General features: G+C 64.6%; 20 protein-coding genes. 7 read left to right on the top strand and 13 right to left on the bottom strand.

Annotation, left to right across the window (positions count from 1 at the left end; translation table 11 throughout):
• Positions 1-10 precede the first annotated feature (10 nt).
• Positions 11-814, bottom strand: coding sequence for an alpha/beta fold hydrolase (locus tag GSQ87_RS03495; RefSeq protein ID WP_158913256.1), 804 nt, complete (start codon positions 812-814; stop codon positions 11-13).
• A 462-nt stretch (positions 815-1,276) separates the two neighbouring features.
• On the opposite strand from GSQ87_RS03495, the gene GSQ87_RS03490 reads away from it, so the two are divergent.
• Positions 1,277-2,209: a LysR substrate-binding domain-containing protein gene (locus GSQ87_RS03490; RefSeq protein WP_158913255.1), complete on the top strand. Its 933-nt coding sequence runs from the start codon at positions 1,277-1,279 to the stop codon at positions 2,207-2,209.
• Positions 2,210-2,436: 227 nt separating this feature from the next.
• A complete protein-coding gene (locus GSQ87_RS03485) occupies positions 2,437-4,005 on the top strand; it encodes a carboxylesterase/lipase family protein (RefSeq protein ID WP_158913253.1) in 1,569 nt (522 codons plus the stop codon).
• Positions 4,006-4,503: 498 nt separating this feature from the next.
• Here the strand turns inward: GSQ87_RS03485 and GSQ87_RS03480 are convergent, their stop codons facing one another.
• Complete coding sequence (locus GSQ87_RS03480) at positions 4,504-6,114, bottom strand: hypothetical protein (protein WP_158913251.1); 1,611 nt, start codon at positions 6,112-6,114, stop codon at positions 4,504-4,506.
• 267 nt (positions 6,115-6,381) lie between these two features.
• Here GSQ87_RS03480 and GSQ87_RS03475 point away from each other — a divergent pair, with 267 nt between their 5' ends.
• The gene (locus GSQ87_RS03475; protein WP_158913249.1) at positions 6,382-6,564 is read left to right on the top strand and encodes a hypothetical protein; all 183 of its coding nucleotides are present in this window, start codon (positions 6,382-6,384) and stop codon (positions 6,562-6,564) included.
• 54 nt (positions 6,565-6,618) lie between these two features.
• On the opposite strand, the gene GSQ87_RS03470 is transcribed toward GSQ87_RS03475, so the two are convergent.
• The 3 genes from GSQ87_RS03470 to GSQ87_RS03460 all read right to left on the bottom strand — a co-directional run bounded on the left by GSQ87_RS03470 (position 6,619) and on the right by GSQ87_RS03460 (position 8,482).
• Positions 6,619-6,981 carry a hypothetical protein gene (locus GSQ87_RS03470; protein ID WP_158913247.1) on the bottom strand — a complete coding sequence of 121 codons (363 nt, stop codon included), beginning with the start codon at positions 6,979-6,981 and terminating at the stop codon, positions 6,619-6,621.
• Positions 6,982-7,080: 99 nt separating this feature from the next.
• On the bottom strand, positions 7,081-7,533 hold the full coding sequence (locus GSQ87_RS03465) for a helix-turn-helix domain-containing protein (RefSeq protein WP_254062724.1): 453 nt from the start codon (positions 7,531-7,533) through the stop codon (positions 7,081-7,083).
• 61 nt (positions 7,534-7,594) lie between these two features.
• Positions 7,595-8,482: a 3'-5' exonuclease gene (locus GSQ87_RS03460; RefSeq protein WP_158913243.1), complete on the bottom strand. Its 888-nt coding sequence runs from the start codon at positions 8,480-8,482 to the stop codon at positions 7,595-7,597.
• Between the two features lie 370 nt (positions 8,483-8,852).
• Here GSQ87_RS03460 and GSQ87_RS22395 point away from each other — a divergent pair, with 370 nt between their 5' ends.
• Complete coding sequence (locus GSQ87_RS22395; protein WP_216838948.1) at positions 8,853-9,398, top strand: hypothetical protein; 546 nt, start codon at positions 8,853-8,855, stop codon at positions 9,396-9,398.
• Between the two features lie 21 nt (positions 9,399-9,419).
• On the opposite strand, the gene GSQ87_RS03450 is transcribed toward GSQ87_RS22395, so the two are convergent.
• Both GSQ87_RS03450 and GSQ87_RS03445 read right to left on the bottom strand, forming a co-directional pair.
• Complete coding sequence (locus GSQ87_RS03450; RefSeq protein ID WP_158913241.1) at positions 9,420-10,028, bottom strand: hypothetical protein; 609 nt, start codon at positions 10,026-10,028, stop codon at positions 9,420-9,422.
• A gap of 155 nt (positions 10,029-10,183) precedes the next feature.
• Entirely contained in the window at positions 10,184-10,567 is a 384-nt protein-coding gene (locus GSQ87_RS03445; RefSeq protein WP_158913239.1) for a hypothetical protein, read from the bottom strand.
• Positions 10,568-10,827: 260 nt separating this feature from the next.
• Between GSQ87_RS03445 and GSQ87_RS03440 the strand changes: the two genes are divergently transcribed.
• Entirely contained in the window at positions 10,828-14,922 is a 4,095-nt protein-coding gene (locus GSQ87_RS03440) for an RHS repeat domain-containing protein (RefSeq protein ID WP_158913237.1), read from the top strand.
• 709 nt (positions 14,923-15,631) lie between these two features.
• Entirely contained in the window at positions 15,632-16,348 is a 717-nt protein-coding gene (locus GSQ87_RS03435) for an IS6 family transposase (protein WP_158913235.1), read from the top strand.
• Here the strand turns inward: GSQ87_RS03435 and GSQ87_RS03430 are convergent.
• The 6 genes from GSQ87_RS03430 to GSQ87_RS03405 all read right to left on the bottom strand — a co-directional run bounded on the left by GSQ87_RS03430 (position 16,310) and on the right by GSQ87_RS03405 (position 22,096).
• Positions 16,310-16,702 carry a hypothetical protein gene (locus GSQ87_RS03430; protein ID WP_158913233.1) on the bottom strand — a complete coding sequence of 131 codons (393 nt, stop codon included), beginning with the start codon at positions 16,700-16,702 and terminating at the stop codon, positions 16,310-16,312. The genes GSQ87_RS03435 and GSQ87_RS03430 overlap by 39 nt on opposite strands.
• Before the next feature lie 197 nt (positions 16,703-16,899).
• A complete protein-coding gene (locus GSQ87_RS03425; RefSeq protein ID WP_158913231.1) occupies positions 16,900-17,646 on the bottom strand; it encodes a YoaK family protein in 747 nt (248 codons plus the stop codon).
• A gap of 129 nt (positions 17,647-17,775) precedes the next feature.
• Positions 17,776-19,089 carry an NRAMP family divalent metal transporter gene (locus GSQ87_RS03420; protein ID WP_158913229.1) on the bottom strand — a complete coding sequence of 438 codons (1,314 nt, stop codon included), beginning with the start codon at positions 19,087-19,089 and terminating at the stop codon, positions 17,776-17,778.
• 78 nt (positions 19,090-19,167) lie between these two features.
• Positions 19,168-19,314 (bottom strand): cytochrome bd-I oxidase subunit CydX, encoded by a 147-nt coding sequence (cydX, locus tag GSQ87_RS03415; RefSeq protein WP_158913227.1) that lies wholly within the window; start codon positions 19,312-19,314, stop codon positions 19,168-19,170.
• A 16-nt stretch (positions 19,315-19,330) separates the two neighbouring features.
• The gene (gene cydB / locus GSQ87_RS03410) at positions 19,331-20,479 is read right to left on the bottom strand and encodes a cytochrome d ubiquinol oxidase subunit II (protein WP_158913225.1); all 1,149 of its coding nucleotides are present in this window, start codon (positions 20,477-20,479) and stop codon (positions 19,331-19,333) included.
• A gap of 12 nt (positions 20,480-20,491) precedes the next feature.
• Positions 20,492-22,096 (bottom strand): cytochrome ubiquinol oxidase subunit I, encoded by a 1,605-nt coding sequence (locus GSQ87_RS03405; RefSeq protein ID WP_158913223.1) that lies wholly within the window; start codon positions 22,094-22,096, stop codon positions 20,492-20,494.
• Positions 22,097-22,213: 117 nt separating this feature from the next.
• Between GSQ87_RS03405 and cydD the strand changes: the two genes are divergently transcribed.
• Positions 22,214-23,854 carry a thiol reductant ABC exporter subunit CydD gene (gene cydD / locus GSQ87_RS03400; RefSeq protein ID WP_158913221.1) on the top strand — a complete coding sequence of 547 codons (1,641 nt, stop codon included), beginning with the start codon at positions 22,214-22,216 and terminating at the stop codon, positions 23,852-23,854.
• Position 23,855: the final 1 nt, after the last annotated feature.

The raw sequence follows: 23,855 nt of genomic DNA, 5'->3' as shown, positions 1-23,855 counted from the left end.
TCGGGCCGGCTTAGGCTGTCTGGAGCAGGAAGCGGCTGAGCGCCTGCGGGTTGTCGACCATCACGTCATGGCCGCTCTCGATGGTGAGGCCTCGCCAGCCGGGCCTGGTCTTCGCCGCGGCCAGGTAGGTGTCGAACAGCGGCATGGGCGAGCGCGAGGCGCGCACGAAGAACTTGCGCGCCGGCCGCTCGCGGCCATCGGTGATGTGCAGGCGGGTGAAGTAGCAGCCCATGGGGGTGGGCGTCAGCTTGGACGCCACCCAGCGCGCCTGCTCGGGATCGCGCACGCCGAAGGCGGCGACCGGAATCGGCGGCCAGCCGACATCGCCACGCGCCTGGGCGGCGCGCATGGCCGCGGCGTTCTGCGGCGTCTGCACCTCGACCCCGCTCTGGCCGTCCAGGGGCATGAAGGCTTCCAGGAAGGTCAGGGAGGAGACGCGCCCGCTCACCTGCTCCATCGCCCCGGAGACCGACCAGCCCGCGAAGGAATGGGCCATCAGGGTCACGTCGTTCAGGTCGTTCCACGCGAAGTAGTCGACCAGGTATTTGATGTGGGTGTTCAGATCGATCGCCGCCGAATTCATGAAGGCGTTCTCGGCCATGCCGGGCAGGGTGGGCGTGAACACGCGGTGGCCGTGGGCCTGCAACTCGGCGGCCACCGCCCGCCAGCACCAGCCGCCGTGCCAGGAGCCATGCACCAGCACATAGGTGCGCGGGCTTGAGCCCGGGACGCCGGCGGCCGCCGCGCCCGACGCCGCCAGCAGCGCGCCGCCCGCAACCAGTCCGCGTCTTGAAATCTCCAAAGATCCCGTCATTCCTCCCCCGAGATTATTTTTTTTAGTGCTCACAGCAATCGGCGCATTAGTTGCGTACGATCAGCAAGCATATCGTGATGCGGTGGTTATGCCGGATGCGCCGCTTCTAGATTTTGGCGATCATCTCGCGTGGTATTCTGCAGATCATCGTTCCAATTCCAAATTGTTTCGAATTTTGGTCTGACAATCGTACAAGGTCAACGGCGTGCGTCGAAGCGAGCGTCAAGGGCGGTGGCGCCGTGAACTCCGGAAAATATTCGGGTTCGGCGTTGAGCCAGTACATTGAAAAATATCGATAATTATAGGAATAGACCGAACATCTACATATGCCGCGAACACGCGCCAACCCACCTTGGCGATAACCAATTCCGATATGGCTGCAAAAATAGTATCTCCGTGGATGAACCATTCCAGGCCCAGCTCATGTCGCGTACTCCAGGTCTGCTTGCGTCGCGGGATGCTATGAAGCTTCGCTACATCCGGGCGTTTCTGGCCATCGTCGAGACCGGCAGCATCCGGGGCGCGTCGCTTAAGCTGGGCGTCTCGCAGCCGGCGCTGACCAAGGCGCTGCAGGACTTGGAGGCGCAGCTCGGCGCCATGCTGATCACCCGCACCGCCACCGGCAGTGCGCCCACCAAGGCGGGGCAGGCCTTCTTCGAGCGCGCCAAGTGGATCGACCTCGAACTGCGCCGCGCACGCGAGGAGGTCAGCCAGATGAGCGGGGGCGGGGCGGGCTCGGTCGCGGTGGGCCTGTCGCCGGTCGCCTCCATGGTCATGGCGGCGGAAGCGGTCGGCCGGTTCCGCAAGAGCTTTCCGGCGGCCAAGCTGAAGATCGGCGGCGGCGTGTTCGACTACGCCCTGTCGGGCCTGCGCCAGGGCCGTTTCGACTTCGCGGTCGGCGGCATGCCCATCGCCACCATCGCCGCCGACGTGGAGGTCGAGATCTTGATGCGCAATCAGATCGTCCCCTGGGTCCGCAACGGCCATCCGCTGGCCAAGGCGCGCACCCTGGCGGAGCTGGCCGAGGCGGAGCTGATGCTGACCAGCGACGACCCCAGCTTCGTGGAGATCATCTCGTCGCACTTCCTAAAGCTGTCCGCGCCCCAGCCGAGGATCGCGGTGACGTGCGAATCCTTTCCTGCGCTGCTGGAACTGATCCCCCAGACCGACCTGGTCGCCTTCTTCCCGGACAACCTGCTGGCCAACGAGCATGTGGCCTCGGTTATGGCCCCGATCCCGATCGCCGAGCCCCTGCCGGTAACGTCGCTGGCCCTGATTAAGAAGGCCGGGGCGCCGCTGACGCCCCTGGCCGAGCACCTCGCTGACAACTTCAGGCGCCTGGCGCGCAGGCTGGCCGCGGCGCTGGATGAGCGTCGGCCCTCGCGGCCGGGATGATCGGGAACTGCAAACGGGGGAGGGCGAACCCTCCCCCTAGAGGTGAGGCCGGCGAGAAAGGAGCGAGCCGACCCTGTCTTGGGAAGAACCATCCGGCCTGCGTTACTGCAAGTAAAATACAGTATTCAGGTGATCATAAAATCAAATATCAATCTGCTATTCGTATATCCCTCGGTCCGCAAAATCCCCTCTAAGGGTCGAGCCTGGACGGTGGTGAGAGGATGTGGATGACCAGGGCCGGATCGGTGTTGCGGGGCGTTGCCGTCGCATTAGGCCTCGCCTGCCTTTCGGGCCTGGCGCGAGCGCAGCCGACCGGCTTGCCCGAGGCGCGCACGGACGGCGGCGCGGTCTCGGGCGTACGGATGGAGGGCGTGGATCGCTTCCTGGGCGTGCCTTATGCGGCGGCGCCCGTGGGCGAATTGCGCTGGCGGCCGCCCGAGCCGGTCAAGCCATGGGTGGGGGTGCGCAAGGCCGAGCGCTTCGGCGGGACCTGTCCCCAGTCGCCGCGCGGCGTCTTCGCCAGCCCCAGCGTGAGCGAGGACTGCCTGTATCTGAACGTCTACGCCCCTGCCGACGTAGTGAAGCGGCGGCTGCCGGTGATGGTGTGGTTCTATGGCGGGGGCCTGTTTTCCGGCGAGAGCGACGACTACGACGGCTCGGCCTTGGCGCGTGCCGGCGTGGTGGTAGTGACGCTAAACTACCGCATCGGCGCCCTAGGCTTCCTGTCCCATCCGGCCCTGGATGCGGAGGGCCATCCGTTCGCCAACTACGGGATCATGGACCAGCAGGCAGCCCTGAAGTGGGTCCGGCGCAACATAGCGGCCTTCAGGGGCGATCCCGGCAACGTCACCATCTTCGGCCAGTCCGGCGGCGGCACCAGCGTGATGGCGCAACTCGTCTCGCCCACGGCGGCGGGCCTGTTCCAGCGCGCGATCAACCAGAGCGGCACCCATGTGGAGCAGATCCCGCCCGCCAAGGCGCTGGAGGCGGGCCGGACCTTCGCCGCCAAGGCCGGCTGCGCGGGACAGGATGCATCCTGCCTGCGCGCCCTGAGCGTGGAGCAGGTGCTGAAGGCCCAAGGGCCGATGATCCCGCTGGTAGCGGCTGGGTTCCCCACGGCGGACGGGACGGTGATCACCGCATCCCCGTTCGAGGCCTTCGGCTCGGGCCGGTTCAACCGGGTCCCGATCCTGACCGGCCTGGTCGGCGACGAGCAGGCTTTCTTCCTGGACGAGCTGAACGGGGCCTCGCCCCTGACCGCCGAAGGCTTCGCCCATTACCTGCAAAGCTTCGGGGCGGAGGATGCGCCGGCGCTGCAGGCCGCCTATCCCCTGACCGCCTATGCCAGCCCCAGCCTGGCCGAGATCGCCGCCGCCGAGGGCTACAAGGCCTGCATGGCCCGCACCCTGGACCGGATGTGGAGCCGCCGCGTGCCGGTCTACGCCTACCAGTTCGACGACCGCACAGCTCCATCCTACTTCGGATCGGTCAGCTATCCCATGGGCGCCTACCACACCGCCGAGCTGCAGTTCCTGTTCCCGGGCTTCCATGGCGGCCAGGGCAGCGCCCATTCCCTCGTCCCCGCCGAGCAGGCGCTGTCGCGCCGCATGATCGCGGCATGGACCAGCTTCGCGCGCACGGGCCGCTTGGGCGCCCCCTGGATTGCCTATTCGCGTGATCGCGACGCCATTCTTTCGCTCGATATCGGCCAGCCTCATCTGCTGGCGCCGTACGCCAAAGAGTATCACTGCGATCTGTGGGGCAAGGCGATCGGCGCACACCGAGGGGCGGGCTGAGCGCGAGAAACCCTTCACGCGCACTTACTGCTCCCATGTCGCCAACACGCTCATGCTTGACAATGCCTGGCCACCATGGGTCGCCCTCTGCCACGCGCCGTGTTCCAGAAAGTCGCCCTTCGGGCATGTCCGCTTCTCGGCGAACGTCGAGTCCGCTGTACCCCACCTCCAGACATGAAGGCTGGGCGGGGATCGAGCCTAGCCAGCGCTGGTCATGTCGCATTTCTGGAGGGAAGCTCATGTCCGGTTTGGGCGCTTGAACGACGGACCTGACGGCCTTGGACGCGCTCGCGCAGGCGGTGGACGGCGCCGACGGGGCCGCCCGCCCTGGATACGGAGAGCGGTTACGCCCAGGTCAGCCGGGCGCTCGATGCGACCCTGGGGAATTGGGCGGCCCTGCGCGTCGAGGCGGACAGGTGCTAGGCCCGGCGCAAACACCGGCGCGAGCGGACCAGACTGACCCCGTCAGTGCGCTCCGCCGGAGCGAACGCCAGGTTGCTACCGCCCGCAGGCGCCGAGCTGGAACGCCCCGATCCGGGTGGAATAGGCAGCGTCGCCCGCCCGCAAGTAATCGCCGACGTACCATAGGGTGCAGTCGTCGACGGGATCGACCACCGTCTCGGCGTAGTCTTCCCAGCGCAAGGTGTCGGCCTGGGCGGCCTGGCCGTGGACCAGCACCGTCTCCGCGCCCATCGCGCCCGGCGGATCGTCGGCGAGGCGGCCGGCGAAGCGCTGGCCCACATAGGTGCTGGCGTCGCCGAAGGAATAGCCCACGCCGATGTCGCCGAACCGGTCCATCGCCGGGCTGGGCATCCAGCGGAAGCTGGCGTCGGGCGCGAGCGTGCCCTGTTGGCGCAGCACCGGGTCGCGGTTGTGGTCGAGCCGCAGCTCGTACCACCGCACCGCGCCGCCGCCGGCCTCGTCCGCCACCGAGTGGGTGGCGACCAGCGCCTCTCCGGCCGGCAAACGGCGATAGGCGAAGCGCTGGGTGATCTTGTCGCCCTGGGAGTCGAGCTTCATCTCCACGCGCGGCTGGGGCGTGCATTTGGTCAGTTGGCCGCCGCACAGGTAGCGATAGGGCGCCACCGGCAGGCGGAGCGGCCCGCTCAGCGTCGTGCGCGCCGGATGATCCCAGTCGACATGGAATTTCCAGAAATAGAGCGCGTCGTCGCCCGTCTTGCCGAGAAGCTGCGACCCGCCCGCCGCGATCACGAGATTGGGCGCGCCCTTCGGCGGCAAAATTTTGCCATCCAGGTCGGCGTTGTTGAGGAAGTTGACCCCATCGACGATTACGCAGAGCTCGCGGGCGGGCTCGCCGCGCAGCATCTTGGTCCGCTCCGCCACGCAGGCCTGCTTCTGGATCACCTGGTCGCCGGTGCTGCTGGGAACGTAGTAGCCGTCGGGCCAGAGCGCCGGCCGGGGATAGTCGGGAAACAGCGGGCGCACGAACTCGTAGCGGTAATAGGCGCCGAGCGGGTCCGGCGTCGCGCTGACCGCGTAGCACATCGCATAGGAACCGGTGTCCGGCCCCTTGGGCCGCTCGGGCGCGCGGCCCTCCACCGCCACGTCCAGCGGTGCGGCGGCGGGCTGAAACAGCGGCCGGGCGGGGCCGGGCTGGTCGGGGCGGCCGGGTTGGCTAAGCGCCGCGGGCTGGCCGGCCTTGAGCGCAGGGGGCTCGGGCCCGCGTCGAGGGGTGCGAGTGAAGATCGGCATGACGATCAGCCACCGGTTGGCGAGCTGATCGTAACGGACCACCGCATCGCCGTTGTTGATCGCCTCGCACGGACCGCCGAAGCCGCGGAACACGTTGCGCGTCTCAATCGGCCCGTAGAGCGCGCGGCCGGTCTCGCCGAACATCTCGCCGGCCTTGGTGAACACCGCCATGCGGGTGTTGACGACCTGGACGATGTGGTTCGGACCGACCGCCAGCGAATTGTCCGACGGATTGCGTCCGAAAGCCTGCCCCTGGGGCCCGGTGAAACTGCGGCCCAGGCCATCGAAGCTGGCGATCAGCCTGGCGCGAGGGGCCGGCGTGGAGGCTGTCGGAGAGAGGGCCGGAATGGGCTGGTCCGCTGCCTGCGCGGCGTCGGTCTGCAGGCCAAGACCCACGATGCAGGCCGCGAGCGACCATCGTATCGCGCATCGCGCGATTGCCGAGGAGGCAGACATCACTTTGGCCCTGCACATCGGCAATCCCCACCGCGCGAACGCCGTATCCGAAGTCCCAGAGGGGGCGGAAACAGAAATTCATGTTTCTGTATCTGGTATACGATCGAGCGGCGCGTGGGGAGGCTATTGTGGGCTGGCTGAGGCTTGGGCTCAAAGTTCGGGCGCACCGAAGTCACAGGGCGGCGTCGCCGCCCTGGGGGAAGTAAGATGAAAACGATGCTGATCGGCGTGGCCATGGTCCTGATGGTTGCAGGCGCCGCCCAAGCCCGCGGGCATGGCCACTACGGTTCCATGGGCGGCCACTATCGCGGCGGACACGGCTCGTCCCACCGGGGCGGCCATTACGTGAACCGCCGCACCGGCAACCACTACACTCACCATCGGCGCTAAGACGCAGGGGCGGCCGCAAGGCCGCCCCTATTGGTTTGAGGGGCTAGGTCAGAGCTAGCCGGTTCCCGCGCGCTTTAGGACCGCCGGCTCCAGCGCGGGGGCGGTTTCGCCAATCAGATTGAGCAGCGGTTCGCATCGTTTGACGATGTGACCGCAAAGGACGAGCCGGTCGATCCGCTCGACCACGTGCAAGGCGACGTGGAGCTCGTTCATTCCAAGCCGCAGGGCGTCCTCCCAGACCCCATACGGCTTGCAGCCCAGCGCGATGTTGTCGGTGTGGCCGATGTAGAGCAGGGCGCGTTGATCGCCCATGCGCTGGACCAGGCCGAACAGCCCGGGCTGACGGAAGAAGTGACCGTCATGGTGATGCAGCGCCAGGAAGCGCACGCCTCCCCATTCGACAATTCCGCTGTCCAACCCCACCTCCATCCCCAGAACGGATAGAGAACACGGGGGCGGCCGAGAGTCGAGCCGCCGAGTTCGAACATGCACAGGTTTCGGGAGGCGACGGAGGCGCTAGGCCTGGGGCTCACGGTCTTCTTGGGGACCTTCGTCCATCAAATTGCGCACCAGCACGAGGACCGCGCGGCGGTGACGGATGGATTTGATCGCGGCATAGCCCGCCACCAGCTCGTCGGTCCCGTGCACCCAGGCGAAATGGCGAATGGCCGGCGGAAGGCGGGGCGCATCGGTCGTGGGAAGGAGGTCGGCGGGCTGGACGTCGAGCGCCTTGGCCACTCTCACCAGCATGGAAGCGCTGATGCGATTGGCGCCGCGCTCGTACTTCTGGACCTGCTGGAAGGTGAGGCCGATTGCACTCCCCAACGTCGCCTGGCTCTTACCCTGGGAGGTGCGCAGTCGCCGGATTGTTAGTCCAACCTCAATGTCGATCGGATCCGGTCCCGCTCGAGATGAACCATCGGCCACTGTGGGTGAACTTTCGTTGATATCGCCGACCTGAATGCCCAAAGCGACAGGCGGGGTAAAGCGTGGGCGCGGCCGTTCAGACGGTTCGCGTCGGGCCCTGGCTTTAGGCGCGCTCCGAATAGCGATCAAAGGCGGTGAGCCGTCGCTGCGGCACCTCCGCCTCGTAGCCATAGACGTTGGATCTGAGCCAATCGAGTTCCGCCTCGACCATGTCCTGATCTACGTCAGTCCACCAAGCGCGTGGGCGACCGTCGTCGCCACCGCTCCAGCGATACCCCCGCGCCTTGAGAACGTCCTTGTGTTCGAACGGAGCGTTTTCCGCCCAAAGCCGCCAACTGGGGCGGCGTGCGCGCTCCAAAAGCGCGGCCAAGGCCGTCCGTCCGGAGGGCAGGGGACGGGCCAGGATCTCCAGCGTCGCCAGGCAGTCCTGCAGCGCCTGGTGCTTGTCGTAGAAGAAACCGCACTGAGCGGCGAGATGGCTGAGTTTGAGCCCTTCGAAGCCCTCCTCGCGCCAGGGCGGCTCGGACATCGAGCAGCCCCATGCCTTGGTGGAGAAATAGGGGGGCAGGCGCTCGGCGAACCGCCGGTCGAAAGCCGCGTTGTGAGCCACCACGATCGCCGATGGCGCGACGAACGCCCCCACCCGGTCTAGATCAAGTTTGTGGCCGGCGACCGTTGCGGCGTCGATGCCGGTCAAGGCGGTGATCTCCGCTGAGATCGGTTTGGAGGGCTGGTGATAGCCCTGGAAGATCTCCTGTATGCCGAGCACTTCGCCTTCCGGGCTGTAGACGAAGCGCACCATGGCCAGTTCGATCACCTCGTCGCCGCGTAGATCGGCGCCGGTGGTCTCGACGTCGAGCACCAGGCCAAGGCGCGCCCCTGGGGGCGGAGAGGGCAACTGGTCGCGTTGGCGCAGCTTGCGTAGCACGCGGTAGTCGCCAGAGGCCTCTAGCTGGGTGGCCAGGGCCTCCAGGTGCGCGCGGTCTGGCATTGGCGACGTCCTCGGTTGGGAAGGTGGAGAGGGCTAGCGGTCCCAGTTGAGCCGTTTCGCCAGCAGACACGAAAAGTGGAACTCCGTCCCACACGTCGGTTCCAGTTAGGCTACACAAGGCTTCGTGAGGAACTGTCGGGCTGTGGATAGCCGTGGAAACGAACCCTCTTAGCGGGTGATCGGGTCCCAAGGGGCCCCTCATTCTGACGGTTTAGGCTGGACCGATGACCGCAACCCGACAGATCGCAAAATCAGTCCGATTTCACTCTTCCAGAGCAGGGGCGATCCAAAGATGGCGCACCCTCAGCCAAGCTAGCCTTGCGCGTAGGTTGCAACCTGAGCCATAAAGAGGGATCGATTGGAGGGGGCCATGCAGGTGAGAACGCTCTGTGTCGCGCTCGGCTTGATGGCCGCTTCGGCGCTGCCTGTCCCCGTGAGCGCGGGCACCACCAACTACTTCTACGACGCGCAGGGGCGGGTGACCGGGGCGACGTCCACCACGGCTTCGCAGGTCGGCGCGTACTTCAGTGACAACGCCGACAACCGAAACGCCCTTTCGCATGCATCGCTCCCTGCACCTGCGGCGCTGTACCTGATGAACGCTGGCCAAGGGTTGCTGCGCAATCAAACCATGTGGTCGCAAGATGGTCGCTACGAGCTTGTCCTACAGGGCGATGGGAACCTGGTGCTTTATGGGCCGTCCGGAGCCCTCTGGAGCAGCGCCACGTCCGGGACGCAGGCCGCCTATCTGGTGATGCAGGGCGACGGCAATCTGGTTCTCTACGATGTCCAATCCAAAGCGCTTTGGAGCTCTCAGACGTCTGGAAACGCAGGCGCCTACCTCGCTCTCCAGACGGACGGAAATCTGGTTGTCTACTCGGCCAGCAACGCCGCCGTGTGGAACACGGGAACCTAGGACGACGGCGATCTTCCGCGCTCAGCCAGGGAATCGGACGTCATAGGTGCGAGACGCTCCGCTGTATCGCTTGTAGGGTCCGCAGGCCTGAAGCGCGTCAATCGCGCTGTCGAGCGCCTCTTCGTCCAGGGCCGGTCCGGAGACGCTGTGGTCGCGTAGCAGGTCGGCGCGCATGAGATTGCCGTCTTGATCCAACACTACACGAACACTGATCCCGCCTGAATGGGTCGCGGCCTTCCAGCAGGGCGCGACGTCCCGCCAGAGCGACGAGGCATATTGATCGTGTTGGGCCAGGAAAGAGGCCTGGGACCATGGATTGGGTTGATCGAGCGCCGGTTTCTCCGGGCCGTCGGTCAAGGCGTGGGCGTCGGCCAAGGCCTGCCGGGCGCCGGCTGCAGAGTCCTTCTGAGCGGCCGTCTCGCTGGAGGTGTCTGGCGCCGGTTGATCGGAGGTGTTGGCATCTGTAGCGCCGGTGTCCCGCGGCGTGGAACTGAGTGTCGAGCGGCCGGCGGCGTCGGGCCGATCTCCAGGCAGATCGCGGATCATGCTGACGGCGAGCACACCACGATCATCACCGGCCACCCCGCCGGTCATCAAGGCGCCCCTCGCCGCCTGCAGAAGCACCAACAACAGGAGCCCGTGCAGTGTAATCGCCGCGCCGGCAGCCCCGACGCGACCGGCGGGACGGCGCCAACGCTTCGCTCGACGTCCAATCCCTATCGTCAGGCTTAAGGCAGGTAGACGCGGTCTGCGAATGACGATCTCCCCATCGCAACTTCGGCGGCCTAGGCGGCTGGCGCGCACTGACCAGTTGTGTCGACGGTGAGGGTGACCTTTAGGCCGAGCGGGGTCACTTGATGACCAACGACATTCATCGAGGCGCGGTCCAGGGTGAGCGGCTGTGAGAGGCGCCCGTCGTCCAGGCTCCGGAAGACAACTTTCTGAGCGGAAAGCTCAACATGGGTTCCACGACAGACGGCCGTGCAGGCCATGAGCGTCTTTTGATTGATGCGATAGCTTCGCTTCCAGGGCATCTGGATTTTGCCTGCAACGTCGCTGCGCGATGAGGTCTGCGTCCCCGTGCACACGAATTTCAACATCGGCAGAGCTGACGACGGCGTCGCGGAGCTAACGGCTGCGATGGCCGCTAAGAGTGTAGCGACAATCATAGAAATAACTCCGCCTTTTGTGGGCTAATATTAGATTGTCGATGCTAAACACTGCGATTTACGTAAAATTCACAGTAGGTATATGGTTTTATCTTCATCACGCTAAGTGCATAGTGCCCAGACTACTCCAAATACTCAACCGCGACGCAGTTTTGGCCTTGCCTCCCGAAACTGTCAAGCTAGATTGCATGCGGCCGGGGGGCGCGGATGGCGCGAACTTAGGGCGCGCACATTTTGGGGGCGGTATGTGGCGATGGGGTGTGAGCCTGAGCGCGCTCGGGTGTGCGCTGCTCATTGGCAGCGCAGCGACGGCTCAAGTGATCGTGGCCCCGATTCCGCCCGTGCATCCTGCGGTCGATGGGAACGGCGTCGACCTGATCACGGGGCAGTTTCTGGCGTCAAGCGCTCAGGTGTCGGTCGGCCAAGGCGCTGGCGCTCTGTCGCGTTCCTATATGGGCGCGCAGGGCAGCGACAACTTCTACGGCGAGATCACCGTCAACGGCTCGATCTATACGGTCAACATGGCTACGGCCTCGGAATCCTTCACCTTCTCCGGCACCGCCGCTGCGCCGGTTTTCACCAACAATCAAGGCAGCGGGTCCACCCTGACGGGTGTGCTTCCGCACCGCGATCCGACCACTGGCAACGCCGCCAGCCCCAGCCAATACAGCTTCACCTACACGATGCGAGACGGGACGGTCGCCACATTCGGAAACTTCAACAATAGCCCCAACTACGTCGCGCGCATCGAACTGCTGACGAAGCCAACAGGCGAAAGCCTGATTTACAATTATCAAACCTACTCGGGAGCAAACTCGACCGGACTCGTATATTTAACTGGCGTTTACAGCAATCGTGGATATTCGATTCAATATCAGCTCAGCTCATATAATTCCGCGGCGCCGCCTTCGCCAACCAATTATACAGGCGTCGACCTGAAGGTTGTGGCGGTAAACAACCGTTACGACCCCTGCTATTCGCCCATAGGCTGCACTTATTCGCAAAATTGGGATGCGGTGTCCTATACGAGTCCCAATCTCACCACTGCGGGAGATACGTTTGTCGATCCGCTCGGCAGGCAGACGACGTTCGGCGCAACGGCAAACCCTGCACCCAATCTCTCCCGCACGACGACATCACCCTCGGGCAACAGCTATACCGTGACCTACGACACGTCCGTGGCGCCCCTCAAGGTGACCTCGTACGCCACCGCCGCCGGGACTTGGACCTATGGCTATTCCGATAGCGGCTCGACGCGCACGACGACGGTGACCGATCCCCTCGGGCACACCAACACCATCGTGTCGGACAAGACCCTGGGCGTCATCACCTCCAGCGCCGACGGACTGAACCGCACCACCAGCTACGCCTATGACGGCTTCGGTCGCGTGACCACCATCACCTATCCCGAGGGAAACGGGGTCCGCTACACCTACGACGGCCGGGGCAACATCACCCAGACCGACCGTTTTCCCTACCCCGGCTCCCCCCTGGCCGACATCGTCACCACGGCGGGCTATGACGCCGGCTGCACCTATACGGTCTGGTGCAACAAGCCGGAATGGACCAAGGACGCCAACGGGAACGAGACCGACTACACCTACGACAACACCACCGGCGTAGCGCTCACCGTGACCAAGCCGGCGGGCGCCAACGGCGTGCGGCCCCAGACCCGTTACAGCTACACGCCGATGTCGGCCAACTACTACAACATCGTCGGCACATTCCAGGCCGGGTCGCCCATCTATCTACTGACCGGCGTCTCCAGCTGCAACGCGACGGCCTCATGTGTCGGAACCGCCGATGAGACGCGGGTCGCCATCACCTACGATCCCAATCAGAACCTCGCGCCCATCGCTGTCACCACGGCCGCCGGGGACAACTCGGTCAGCACCACCCAAAGCTTCGGCTACGACGTCTTCGGCAACGTCACCAGCAAGGTCGACGCTCTAGGAGCCGTCACCAGCCTTCGCTACGACGCGGATCGTGAGCTTCTCGGGATGGTCACGCCCGATCCGGATGGAAGCGGCCCGCTAACGCCGGCCGCCACGCGGTTCACCTATAACGCCGACGGTCGGGTGACCATGGTCGAGGCGGGCACGGTCAACAGTTCATCCGACGCCGACTGGGCGAACTTCAGCTCGCAGATCGAACATACCAACGGCTATGACGGCGCGGGCCGCAAAGTGGTCGACTACGACCAGCAGACGGGCGCGGGCGCACAAAACGAACACCAATACGCCTATGACGCCGCCAATCGGCTCACCTGCAAGGCCGTCCGCATGAATGCGCTCGCCTTCTTCACCGTGGCGGGCGCCTGCGCCGCGGGACAGGCCGGTGGCGACGGCCCGGACCGCATCACCCAGTACACCTACGACGCCGCTGACGAGGTGACAGCGGTGACCTCCGGCGTCGGCACGCCCAGTCAGCGTGACGATATGCAGGTGGTGTCATATACTAAGAATGGACAGCCCTTTATCGTTCAGGATGGCGCCGGCAACGCGACGACCTATAGCCGCGATGGTTTCGACCGGTTGATCACAACTATCTATCCATCGCCCAACTCGCCAGGGTCGGGGAACCCCAACGACTATGCCAGCTATGCCTACGACGCCGATGGAAATCTGACAGGGCTCAGAACGCGCGACGGCGCTAGCCGAACCTTTAGTTACGACAATCTAGGCAACCTATTGAACGATGGCGTGCACACCTACACCTATGACAACAAGGGCAGAATAACCACGGCTATCGCCAACGGATTTGGGTCGACCATGATCTACGACGCCCTGGGGCGGAAGGCTGAGGAATCCAACAATTTCAACGGCGCGGTGTACTTGGGATACGCAGCGACCGGCCAGCTGAACCGCTTGGTCTGGGAAGACGGTTTCGCGGTCAACTATCAGCTCGATGCGGTGGGCCATGTCACGCAGATCGCCGAGCAGGGCGCGACCTCTGGACCCGGCGTCTTGGCCACCTACAGCTACGATAGCCTCGGTCGGCCAACTCAAGCCAGCTACGGCTCAGGCCTGCTGGTCGACGGCTTCGCATACGACGGCCTGTCCCGTTTAGCCGCCTGGGGGCATAGCTTCAGCGGCGACGCGGGCCAGAACGTGTCGGGCAACCTCAGCTACAACGCCGCCGGCCAGATTAACGTGCGCAGTCTCACCAACGACATCTATGAATTTGGCGATTACACGAACGGGGCGCAGGGTTACGGCATCGATGGATTGAACCGCATCACGTCCGCGTCGCCCTACACGTTCGGCTACGACGGCAAGGGAAACCTTACTTCCGATGGGCTAAACGGCTACGGGTATTCGGTGGACAACAAGCTGACCACCGTCAACACCGCGAGCCTGACCTATGACGGGCTGAGTCGGCTGGTGCAGACCTCAGGCAGCGCCACCACGCGGTTCACCTATAATGGCGCCGCCATCGCCGAGGAGCGCGACGGGAACAACAACCTGCTCCGCCGCTACGTGCCTGGGCCGGATGGGACGCCGCTGGTATGGTATGAGGGGGCGGGCACGTCGGACCGGCGCTGGCTACTCAAAGACCAGATCGGCTCGGTGATCGCGGTGGGGAGCAGCACGGGGACGGCGTTGGCGATCAACACCTACGACGATTATGGCATGCCGGGGCCGTCGAACCTCGGACGGTTCGGGTTCGCGGGACGGCCGTGGATACCCGAGGCCGGGCTGTACGACAACATGGCCCGATCCTACTCGCCCACCCTCGGCCGGTTCATGCAGACCGACCCCATCGGCTACGGCGACGGGATGAACTGGTACAATTACGTCCACGGGGACCCGGTCAACATGGCCGATCCGATGGGCCTGGATGGAAGCAGCGGCGACGATACGCAGCCGGCTGTTGAGGGAGGCGGCACGCCCACCCCCACCGAGCTTCCGGGGGTAACTGTAACGAGCCCCAACGACATACTTAACCAAATTGACGCTAATAATCTATCAAATCTGCAAAACGTTCAAAATGCACAACAGCAGCAAGCATTGGATGGCACATCTCGGTCAACGCAGGTGCCAGGCATTACGGTGACGGCGAAGCGAATACAGCCCCCGCCGGGCATCATCTTAATCGGAAATGAGTGGGATAGCGGGCTTCCTCGCGATGTGGAGGAGCTTCAAGAAATGCTGGATGCGGCGAAGAAGGCTGGTGACACTCAGCTTGTAAAGCGTATTATCAAACAGCTAAAAATTGCCGGTGCGCGCAACATTAATAAGCTTCGCGGTCTTGGAAAATTTAGAATGGAGCCCCTTTTCATTTTGCCGCCGACCGTTGACATAGAAATTTTGTGCAGGACCGACCCAAAGCAAGCTGTATGCTCGGTGACTTGAAATGATAAGTGATGCCTCTGTCGCAGACCTCCGTGTCGTTCAAGCTGAGCATGTGCCAGTCGCTGAACGAGCGCGAGTAGTGCTTCGTTTAAGTGAAAATAGTGACGAGGATGTTCGCGAGATAGCCGCCCAAAGCTGCGTTAAACACCCTTCGCTCGATTGTCGCTCAATGATCATATGGATCGAACGGGAAGGAGCGATGGGGGTTAGAAACTACTTGTATCTAGCCTTGGCCATCGGCCATGGAGTTAAGGCTCGGGATTTTCTTCTCAGTCGCGACGGTCGAGTGAGCGCTCAAGAGCAGGTATACATCCTTGGCGCGCTATCTATAGCATTCTCTTCCAGAATGTATCAAGCCATGATCTTGCCGCTAATCTTCTCGGAGGACTTCGCGACGTCAGAGTCGGCAGCTACGATTGCTCGCATGATAACAGATGCGGATGATGAGCATACGCTAAGATATATTGATATATTGGAGATGGATTCGGCTCGTTTGCGCCCGAGCGATCAACATAACCGCTCCGTTGGTTCGCACAATTAAGCCAGGTCCGTACCCGAGTTGTCATTCAGTCGTCCCCGGGGCTCTGTCAGGTGAAATGTACCTTGCGGTGATCGCGGCCGGAGGTAGGGAAGGGGCATGCCCCGCCGAAAGGGGCTCTGTCAGGTGAAATGTACCTTGCGATGAGCGCGGTCGAGGGTAGGGAAGGGCATGCCCCGCCGGAAGCCACCACCCAATCCGTTTCGCTGGTTTGACTCATCGCCAGAGGTGATCCGTCTGGTGGTGATGCTCTACGTCAAATACCCTCTGTCGCTGAGGAACGTGGAGGATCTCCTGCACGAGCGGGGCATCGACATTTGCCACGAGACGGTGCGGCTGTGGTGGACCCGCTTCGGTCCGATGTTCGCCTCGGAGATTCGTAAGAGGCGGGTGGAGGCGATGCGCCAGCACACCCATTGGCGCTGGCACCTCGACGAGGTCTACGTGAAGATCAATGGCGAGATGCGCTACCTCTGGCGAGCCGTCGACCACGAGGGCGAGGTGCTGGAATCCTTTGTCACCAAGGAGCGGGACAAGGCGGCCGCGCTGAAATTCATCAAAAAGGCCATGAAGCGTCACGGCAAACCGAGAGCGATCGCCACTGACGGGCTCCGGTCCTACGGCGCCGCACTCAAGGAGATCGGCGGGACCGAACGTCAGGAGGTTGGCCGTTGGATCAACAACCGGGCTGAGAACTCCCATCAGCCCTTCCGACGACGAGAACGGGCCATGTTGAGGTTTCGGAGGATGAAAACACTCCAGACCTTCGCCTCTGTGCACGGGACCGTGCACAATCATTTTAGCCAGGAGCGCCACCTCGTCAGCCGCACAACCTACAAAGACCGACGCTCAGCCGCCCTGGCTGAGTGGCGGCAGGTCGTTGGGTAGAGCTAGTTCGGGTTTGGGGGAGCTACGTCCAAGCGGAGACGAGTTAGCGTTGGACTGACAGCACCCAGCCGAACAATCGTCGACGGCTGTGACCGATGCGCCCGCGCGGCTGAGTTGGGTCGCCAGAGCGCCGCCCGCGGTGCCGAGTAGCAGGACGCTCGGCTTGCCGGCCATCGCCTGTCCCATCGCGGCGATGTAGTCGAGCTGATTGGTCCCGTTCGCGTCGACGTGCGTGTAGAGGGAGGGGCCTTCGAAATAGAGCCGTGACCCGTCGAACCTGTACTCGACGACGCGAACGCTTCGGCCGTTCTCACTGCGGTGGGCCAGCACCTTCATCACCGCGGTTCCACTCAAAAAGCCAAGCTGCTCCGTCACGCGCGCCGAAACGGGTGTGGCGGCCTCATGACCGTCAGATCGTATAAAGCCTGAATGAAGGCCGTCAATACATCATATGTGACATAAAAAACATCATAGATGATGCTCAGATTGAAGTAAAAATGTCGAGGATGTTGAATTCTGACGAGCTGGCGGCCCGACTCACGGTGGTGGGGTCAGTCAGCCCCGTGTGGGGATGGAGACGCTGCGGCGTTCGGCGTTCTGTGGACGCGGAGGATCGCTGTCGAGGCGAGGGCGAGCAGGAGCCCTGCGGCGCCGATGAGCAGAAAGCCGCCTACCATGCGATAGACGAATACACCGACGACGCCGCCGGCCAAGAACGCCAAGACGGTCTGGCCATGCAGGCGAAGCCTCGTGTGATACGGCGCGTCCGCGCGCTCGCGTCCCCGGGCGATGTCGACCAGCATGCCGAGTTCGATACCAATGTCGGTGACCATCCCGGACACGTGGGTGGTGCGGACGCGCGCGTCGGAGATCCGGGTCACCGTCGCATTCTGCAGGCCCATCAGAAAGCTGAGCCCGACGATCAGCACCGGGCCGCGCAAACTGGCGGACAACCACAGGTCCGCGCAGCCGAGTAGAGCCAGCAGGACCGCTTCGACCAGGATGCTGAACGCATAGATGGCGTGGACGCGGCGGCGTCTGCCGAGGTTGATCAGCAGCGTCGAGACCAGGGCGCCGCCGATGAAGGCGGCCACGATCGACAGGTAGAAGGCGGCCGTCAGCAGGTCGTTGACGGCCAAATGGGCCGATAAGGCCGATACGTTTCCGGTCATGTTGGCGGAAAAGAACCCGACCGCCTGAAACGCCGCCGCGTTGAGCGCGCCGGCGACCGCCGCCAGCGTGCAGGCGAGCCGCCGGTCCGCATCGACGCTGCGTGCGTCGCCCTGGCTGATCAGCATGGGGCGGCGCCCGATGGCGATCTCGAAATGATCGGACGGTCGGCGAGAAGGCGGCTCGGAGTCACTGGTTGCGGGATCCTCTGAGGGCGCTCACGCTAGTCTTCGAACGACGCAATGGCGACCGCGTCTTCAACCGTGGCCCATGGTCGCGAACATCCCGATCGCCGCCGCCGCCATCACTGCGGTCGCCAGCCAGCCGATCCCGCGTAGGAGCGGGGGCAGCGTGAAGCGGCCCATGACGTCATGTCGACGGGCCAGGAGCATCATCATCACCATCACCGGAACGGCCACCACGCCATTGACCACAGCGCTCCAGAACAGGGCCTTGATCGGGTCCAGCGGGGTGAAGTTCATGATCGCGCCGATCAGGGTGGCCAGCGCCACCACCCCGTAGAATCGCGGTGCGCGACCGAGCTTTCGGGTCAGCCCTACATGCCACCCGAAACTTTCCCCCACGGCATAGGCGGCCGAACTGGCGAGCACGGGCACGGCCAGCAGGCCGGTGCCAATGATACCCAAGGCGAAGATCAGGAACACCGCTGGACCCGCGATCGGCCGCAGGGCCTCGGCGGCCTGGGACGAGGTCTGGATGTTGGTGACGCCGTGGGTGTGCAGGGTCGCTGCGGTGGTTAGCACGATGAACAGGGCGACCAAGTTTGACAGACCCATGCCGAGATAGGTGTCCCAGCGGATGCGCGCGAACTCTGCCGGCGCCTGGTCCGGTGCGCGCTCCAGCGGTTTGGCGCCGTCTCGCTCCTTGACCTCCTCTACCTCCTCTTCCGCCTGCCAGAAGAACAGGTAGGGGCTGATGGTGGTGCCCAGGATCGCCACCACCACGGTCAGGTAATCGGCCTTGAATGAAAGCTTGGGGATCAGCAGATGATGCGCGACGTCCAGCCACGGCATGTGCACCACGAAGGCGACCCCGACATAGGCGAACAGCACCACCGTCAGCCACTTCAGGATCGAGACATAGCGCGCATAGCGGACGAACACCTCGAGCAGCACCGAGACCAAGGCGAACAGGCCGACATAGAGCAGCTCCGGCCCGCCGATGACCAGCTTCAGCGCGGCCGCCATGGCGCCGAGATCGGCCCCGAGGTTGATGGTGTTGGCGAGCAGCAGCAGGGAGACGATGCTGTAGAGTACCCAGCGCGGGTAGTGCTTCAACAGATTGCCGGCGACGCCCCGACCGGTGACGCGTCCGATCCGGGCGCTGATTTCCTGGATCGCGCACATCAGCGGCCAGCTGAACAGTAGGGTCCAGCCGAGGTCGTAGCCGAACTGCGCGCCGGTCTGGGAATAGGTGGCGATGCCGCTGGGGTCGTCGTCGGAGGCGCCGGTGATGAGCCCGGGCCCCAGCACCGAGAGCAGGGGTGGACGCACGGGTTGCTTGACTGCATCCGGTGGGTTGGGCGCGGCTGCCGGCGAGGCGTCGGTCATTAGCTCTCCAGCGACTCTAGTCTCAACCCTGCATGTTCAAGACATTCGACGTTGCGCCGCTTCGCTGCAATCGTCCCATCAGATTTCGGTCGCAGGCCGGACCGGGGAGAGGGGGGCGTCTTCCGCCCCATCGTCCCGCGGCAGACGCATTTCGTGCCACAGCCCATTGAGGATGGCGAAGGCCAGCGCAAGGCCAAGACCGAGAACCCAGGTGAAATACCACATGATCGGATCTCCTTGCTCAGTAGTAGTCGTGGCTGGCCAAGATCGTGCGGGTGTCTACGCGACCCCACAGGACCTTGAACACCCAGAAGGTGTAGCCGAGCACGACCGGCAGCAGCAGGATCGTGGCGATCAGCATGATGAACAGGGTCATGTGGCTGGATGAGGCGTTCCAGACCGTCAGACTGGAGTGCTCATCGAGTGAGCTCGGCAGGATGATGGGGAACATCGACAATCCCACCGTGGCGATGATGCCCAGCGCGGAGGCCGAGGACCCGGCTATCGCCGCGAACTCTCTGCGCGCGCGGATACCGAGTACGGCGGCGGCTGCGCCGGCAAAGCCGAGCACCGGCGCGATCAACATCCAGGGATGGGCGATGAAGTTGTCCAGCCAGGCGCCGGGCGTCTTGGCCACCAGCGTGTGCAACGGGTTGGACGGAGCGAAGGGCATTACGGCCCCGACGATCTTGTAGCCCAGACCCCCGAAACGGACGAACGCCCAGCCCGCGGCGAAGAGTGCGATGCCCGCGCCGCCGGCGAGCGTCCCGATGCGGCAGGCGCGCTCGCGCACCACGCCTTTTTCCGCCTTGATCGCCAGCCAGGCGGCGCCGTGCAGCACCACCATCGCGACCGACAGCAGGCCGCAAAGCAGGGTGAACGGGGTGAACAGGCCCAGGAATGAGCCGAGGTAGAAGCTGCGCAGGTCGTCGTCGAGCCTGAAGGGGATGCCTTGCAGCACATTGCCCACCGCGACTCCGAACACCAGCGCCGGTACGAAGCCGCCGACGAACAACGCCCAGTCCCAGGTCGTGCGCCAGCCTTTCGATTCACGCTTGGAGCGGTACTTGAAGCCGACCGGCCGCAGAATCAGCGCCGCGAGGATGAGGAACATGGCGAGGTAGAAGCTGGAGAAGGCGATCGCATAGACGAAGGGCCACGCGGCGAAGATCGCCCCGCCGCCGAGGATGAACCAGGCCTGGTTGCCTTCCCAGGTGGCGCCGATGGTGTTGATCACCATGCGGCGCTCGTCGTCCGTGCGCGCCACGAAGGGTAGCAGGGTGGCGACGCCCAGATCGAAGCCGTCGGTAAGGGTGAATCCGATCAGCAGCACGCCCAGCAGACCCCACCAGATCACGCGTAGGATTTCATAGTCGAGAGGTATGTGCATGAGGATCTCCCGTCACTCGGCTGGAAGGGCGGAAGGGGTGGCGAAGCCACGCCGCGGGCCGGCGTCCGGATTAGGGTACAGCGGCGGACGATCGGGCTCGGGATCCGCTGTGTAGGGTCCCTTCTTCACCGTGCGGATGATCAGCCCCACCTCGACCACCGCCAGGGCGCCATAGATCGCCGTGAAGCCGACGATGGTGGTCCACAGCTCCGGCCGCGTCAGGCTTGAGGCTCCGAGCGCGGTGGGCAGGACGCCGTCGATGGCCCAGGGTTGGCGGCCGATCTCGGCCAGGATCCACCCAAGTTCGATGGCGATCCACGGCAGCGGGATAGCGATCACGCCCAGCCATTGCAGCCAACGGGTGTCGTGTCGCCGCAGCGAGGTGAGTAGGAAGGCTGCGCCGAACAGGAAGATGAAGAAGAACCCAGTGAAGGCCATGATCCGGAAGCTCCAGAACATCAGCGGGACGTTTGGCACTGTGTCCCAGGCGGTCTTCTCGATCAGGGCGGCGTCGGCCCGGCGCGGGTCGGCGACATATTTCTTGAGCAGCAGCCCATAACCGAGGTCGCGGCCGTGTTCGGCGAACACGGCGCGCGCGGCCGGGTCGTCGGGATTGCGCTTGAGATGTTCGACGGCGTCATAGGCTTGAACGCCTGACGTGATCCGGGTCTGGGCCACGGCGACGAGTTGGTAGATGCTGGCGACCGGTTTATCGAAGCTGCGCGTGGCGATCACCCCCAGCACCCAGGGGACGCGCACCGCCAGGTGGGTGGTGCGGTTTTTCACGTCGGGTAGGCCGAACAGGGTGAGGCTGGCCGGAGCCGGCTCTGGCGTCCAGGCCGCCTCGATCGCCGCCAGCTTCATTTTCTGGTTGTCGGTGAGCGTGTAGCCGGACTCGTCGCCAAGCACGACGGTCGAGAGCGCCGCCAGTAGGCCGAAGGCGGCGGCCACGGTCATGGACCGACGCGCGACGGGCATCCACTTGCGGCGCAGCATGTAGATCGAGGAGATGCCGAAGACGAAGGCCGACGCGATCAGATAGCCGGCGCTGACCGTGTGCACGAACTTGGCCTGGGCGACCGGATTGAAGATCACCGCCTCGAAGTTGGTGACTTCCATGCGCATGGTCTGAGGATTGAACGCAGCGCCGACAGGATGTTGCATCCAGCCGTTGGCGATCAGGATCCACAGCGCCGACAGGTTGGTCCCCAGCGCTACCAGGAAGGTGACGAGCAGGTGCTTGCCTTTGGACAGCTTTTCCCAGCCGAAGAACATCAGGCCGACGAAGGTCGCTTCCAGGAAGAAGGCCATCAGCCCCTCGATCGCCAGCGGCGCGCCGAAGATGTCGCCGACATAGTGCGAGAAATAGGACCAGTTGGTGCCGAACTGGAATTCCATGGTCAGGCCGGTGGCGACCCCCAGGACGAAGTTGATGCCGAAGATGGTGGCCCAGAACTTAGTAATCGTTTTCCAGATCTCGCGCCCGCTCATCACATAGACGCCTTCCATGATGAACAGCATCATGGACATGCCCAGGGTCAGCGGCACGAACAGGAAGTGGTAAAGCGCCGTCAGGGCGAACTGCAGACGGGAAAGATCGACGACTCCGAGGTCCATCGGCAGGCTCCTGGGCGCTGCGGAGGCCGCGCTTCGGTGTTCGGAGTACGCGTCGGCTGCTATGGGAGCGTTGATCTGGATCAACGCCAGTTTGGCCTCGCACGGGCATGAAGCGTCATGCGTGGCTCCAATCTCGATGCCGAACCCCTCCGTTGCAAGGGCGCATGGTTGCGTGCGACCGGGCGACTCGCGGCGCGCGAAGGGCGTACGGCCTCAGCGCTGACCTTGCTCGATGCAACGGCCGCGGTGGCCTTTGCAGCCGGCCTAGCGCTCTCCCTCACCTCGCTGCCTCACGGGATCTCCGCCGCCTTGCCCGGCGCCACGCTCGCCGTCTTGGCAGGGGTGGTGCGGGGGATGCTGTCGCGCGCCGCGGCCGGGACCGCTGGCCGGGCCGCGGCGAAGGTGAAGGCGACGGTTCGCGCTAGGGTGCTGAGCGCCGCGCTGGACGCACGGCCGGGTTCAAGGCCGCCCATTGGCGAAGCGATGACGCTGGTGGTGGAGGGCGTGGAGGCGCTCGACGGCTACTACGCCCGCTTCCTTCCCGCGCGTGTGGCGGGAAGCCTGGCCCCGATAATCATTGCGCTCGCCATGGCTTTCGCCAGTCCTGTCTCGGCGGCGATCATGCTCGCCACCTTTGCGCCGTTCGTCCTGATCATGGCGCTGGCGGGCGGCGCAGCGGGCGCGGAGTCGCGTCGCCAGTTCGACGCCTTGAGCCGGCTGTCCGGCTTGTTCGCCGATCGTGTTCGGGCGCTGCCCGTGGTGCTCGCGTTCGGCGCGGAGCAGCGGAGCGTGGAGGTGCTCGGTCAAGCCGCGGAAAGCTTCGCCGAGCGGACCCTGCGGGTGTTGCGTATCGCCTTCGTTTCATCGGCGGCGCTGGAATTCTTCGCCGCCCTGTCGGTGGCGCTGGTGGCGGTCTATTGCGGCTTCAGCCTGCTGGGGCTGCTGCCGTTTCCCGCGCCTGAAAAGCTCGACCTTGGCCGCGCCGTCTTCGTGCTGGCGCTGGCGCCTGAAGCCTATCTGCCGATGCGGCGGCTGGCCGCCGTCTACCATGATCGCCAAGCCGCCGAAGCCGCCGTGGACGGACTGATGGCCGCCGACACCGCGCCGCGCCGGAGCATCGACGCGGCGGCGAGCGGGACCGTCGCACCTGAAATCCGGTTCGAGAATGTGGGTGTGGTCTATCCGGGCGATGACCGGCCGGCGCTCGACGGCTTCGATCTGGCGCTGCGCCCTGGAGAGATGGTGGCCTTGATGGGACCGACGGGATCGGGCAAGAGCACCGCGCTCAACCTGTTGCTGGGCTTGGCTGAGGCGGCGACGGGACAGGTGACGGTCAACGGCGCGGTCCTCCATGGCGCGATCTCGGCCGCCTGGGCCGGACAGGCGCCGGTGGTGACTCCTGGTACTTTGGCGCAGAATATCGCGCTGGGGCGCCGCGACGCGCCGGCTGAGCAGGTGGCGCGCGCGGCCGAGCTGGCCGGGCTGACGACAATCGCGGGTGGGCTGTCGCGCCAGCTGGACGAGCGGGGCGGCGGGCTCTCAGGCGGCGAGCGACGGCGGCTGGCCCTGGCGCGGGCCATGTTGCGAGATGCGCCGGTGCTGCTGCTGGACGAGCCCACCGCCAATCTCGACGCGGTGTCCGAGGCCGAACTTCTACCGGTGATCGCTGGGGCTGCGAGGGGCCGCACCACCCTGATCGCCACCCATTCCGAAGCGGTCGCCGCCCTGGCCGACCGCATCGTCCGCCTGGTCGCCTGAG

Source organism: Caulobacter sp. S45, from assembly GCF_009765965.1.
Classification (GTDB): domain Bacteria; phylum Pseudomonadota; class Alphaproteobacteria; order Caulobacterales; family Caulobacteraceae; genus CAHJWH01.
Note: the sequence above shows the minus strand (reverse complement) of the source record. Positions and strands in the feature narration are given on the sequence as shown.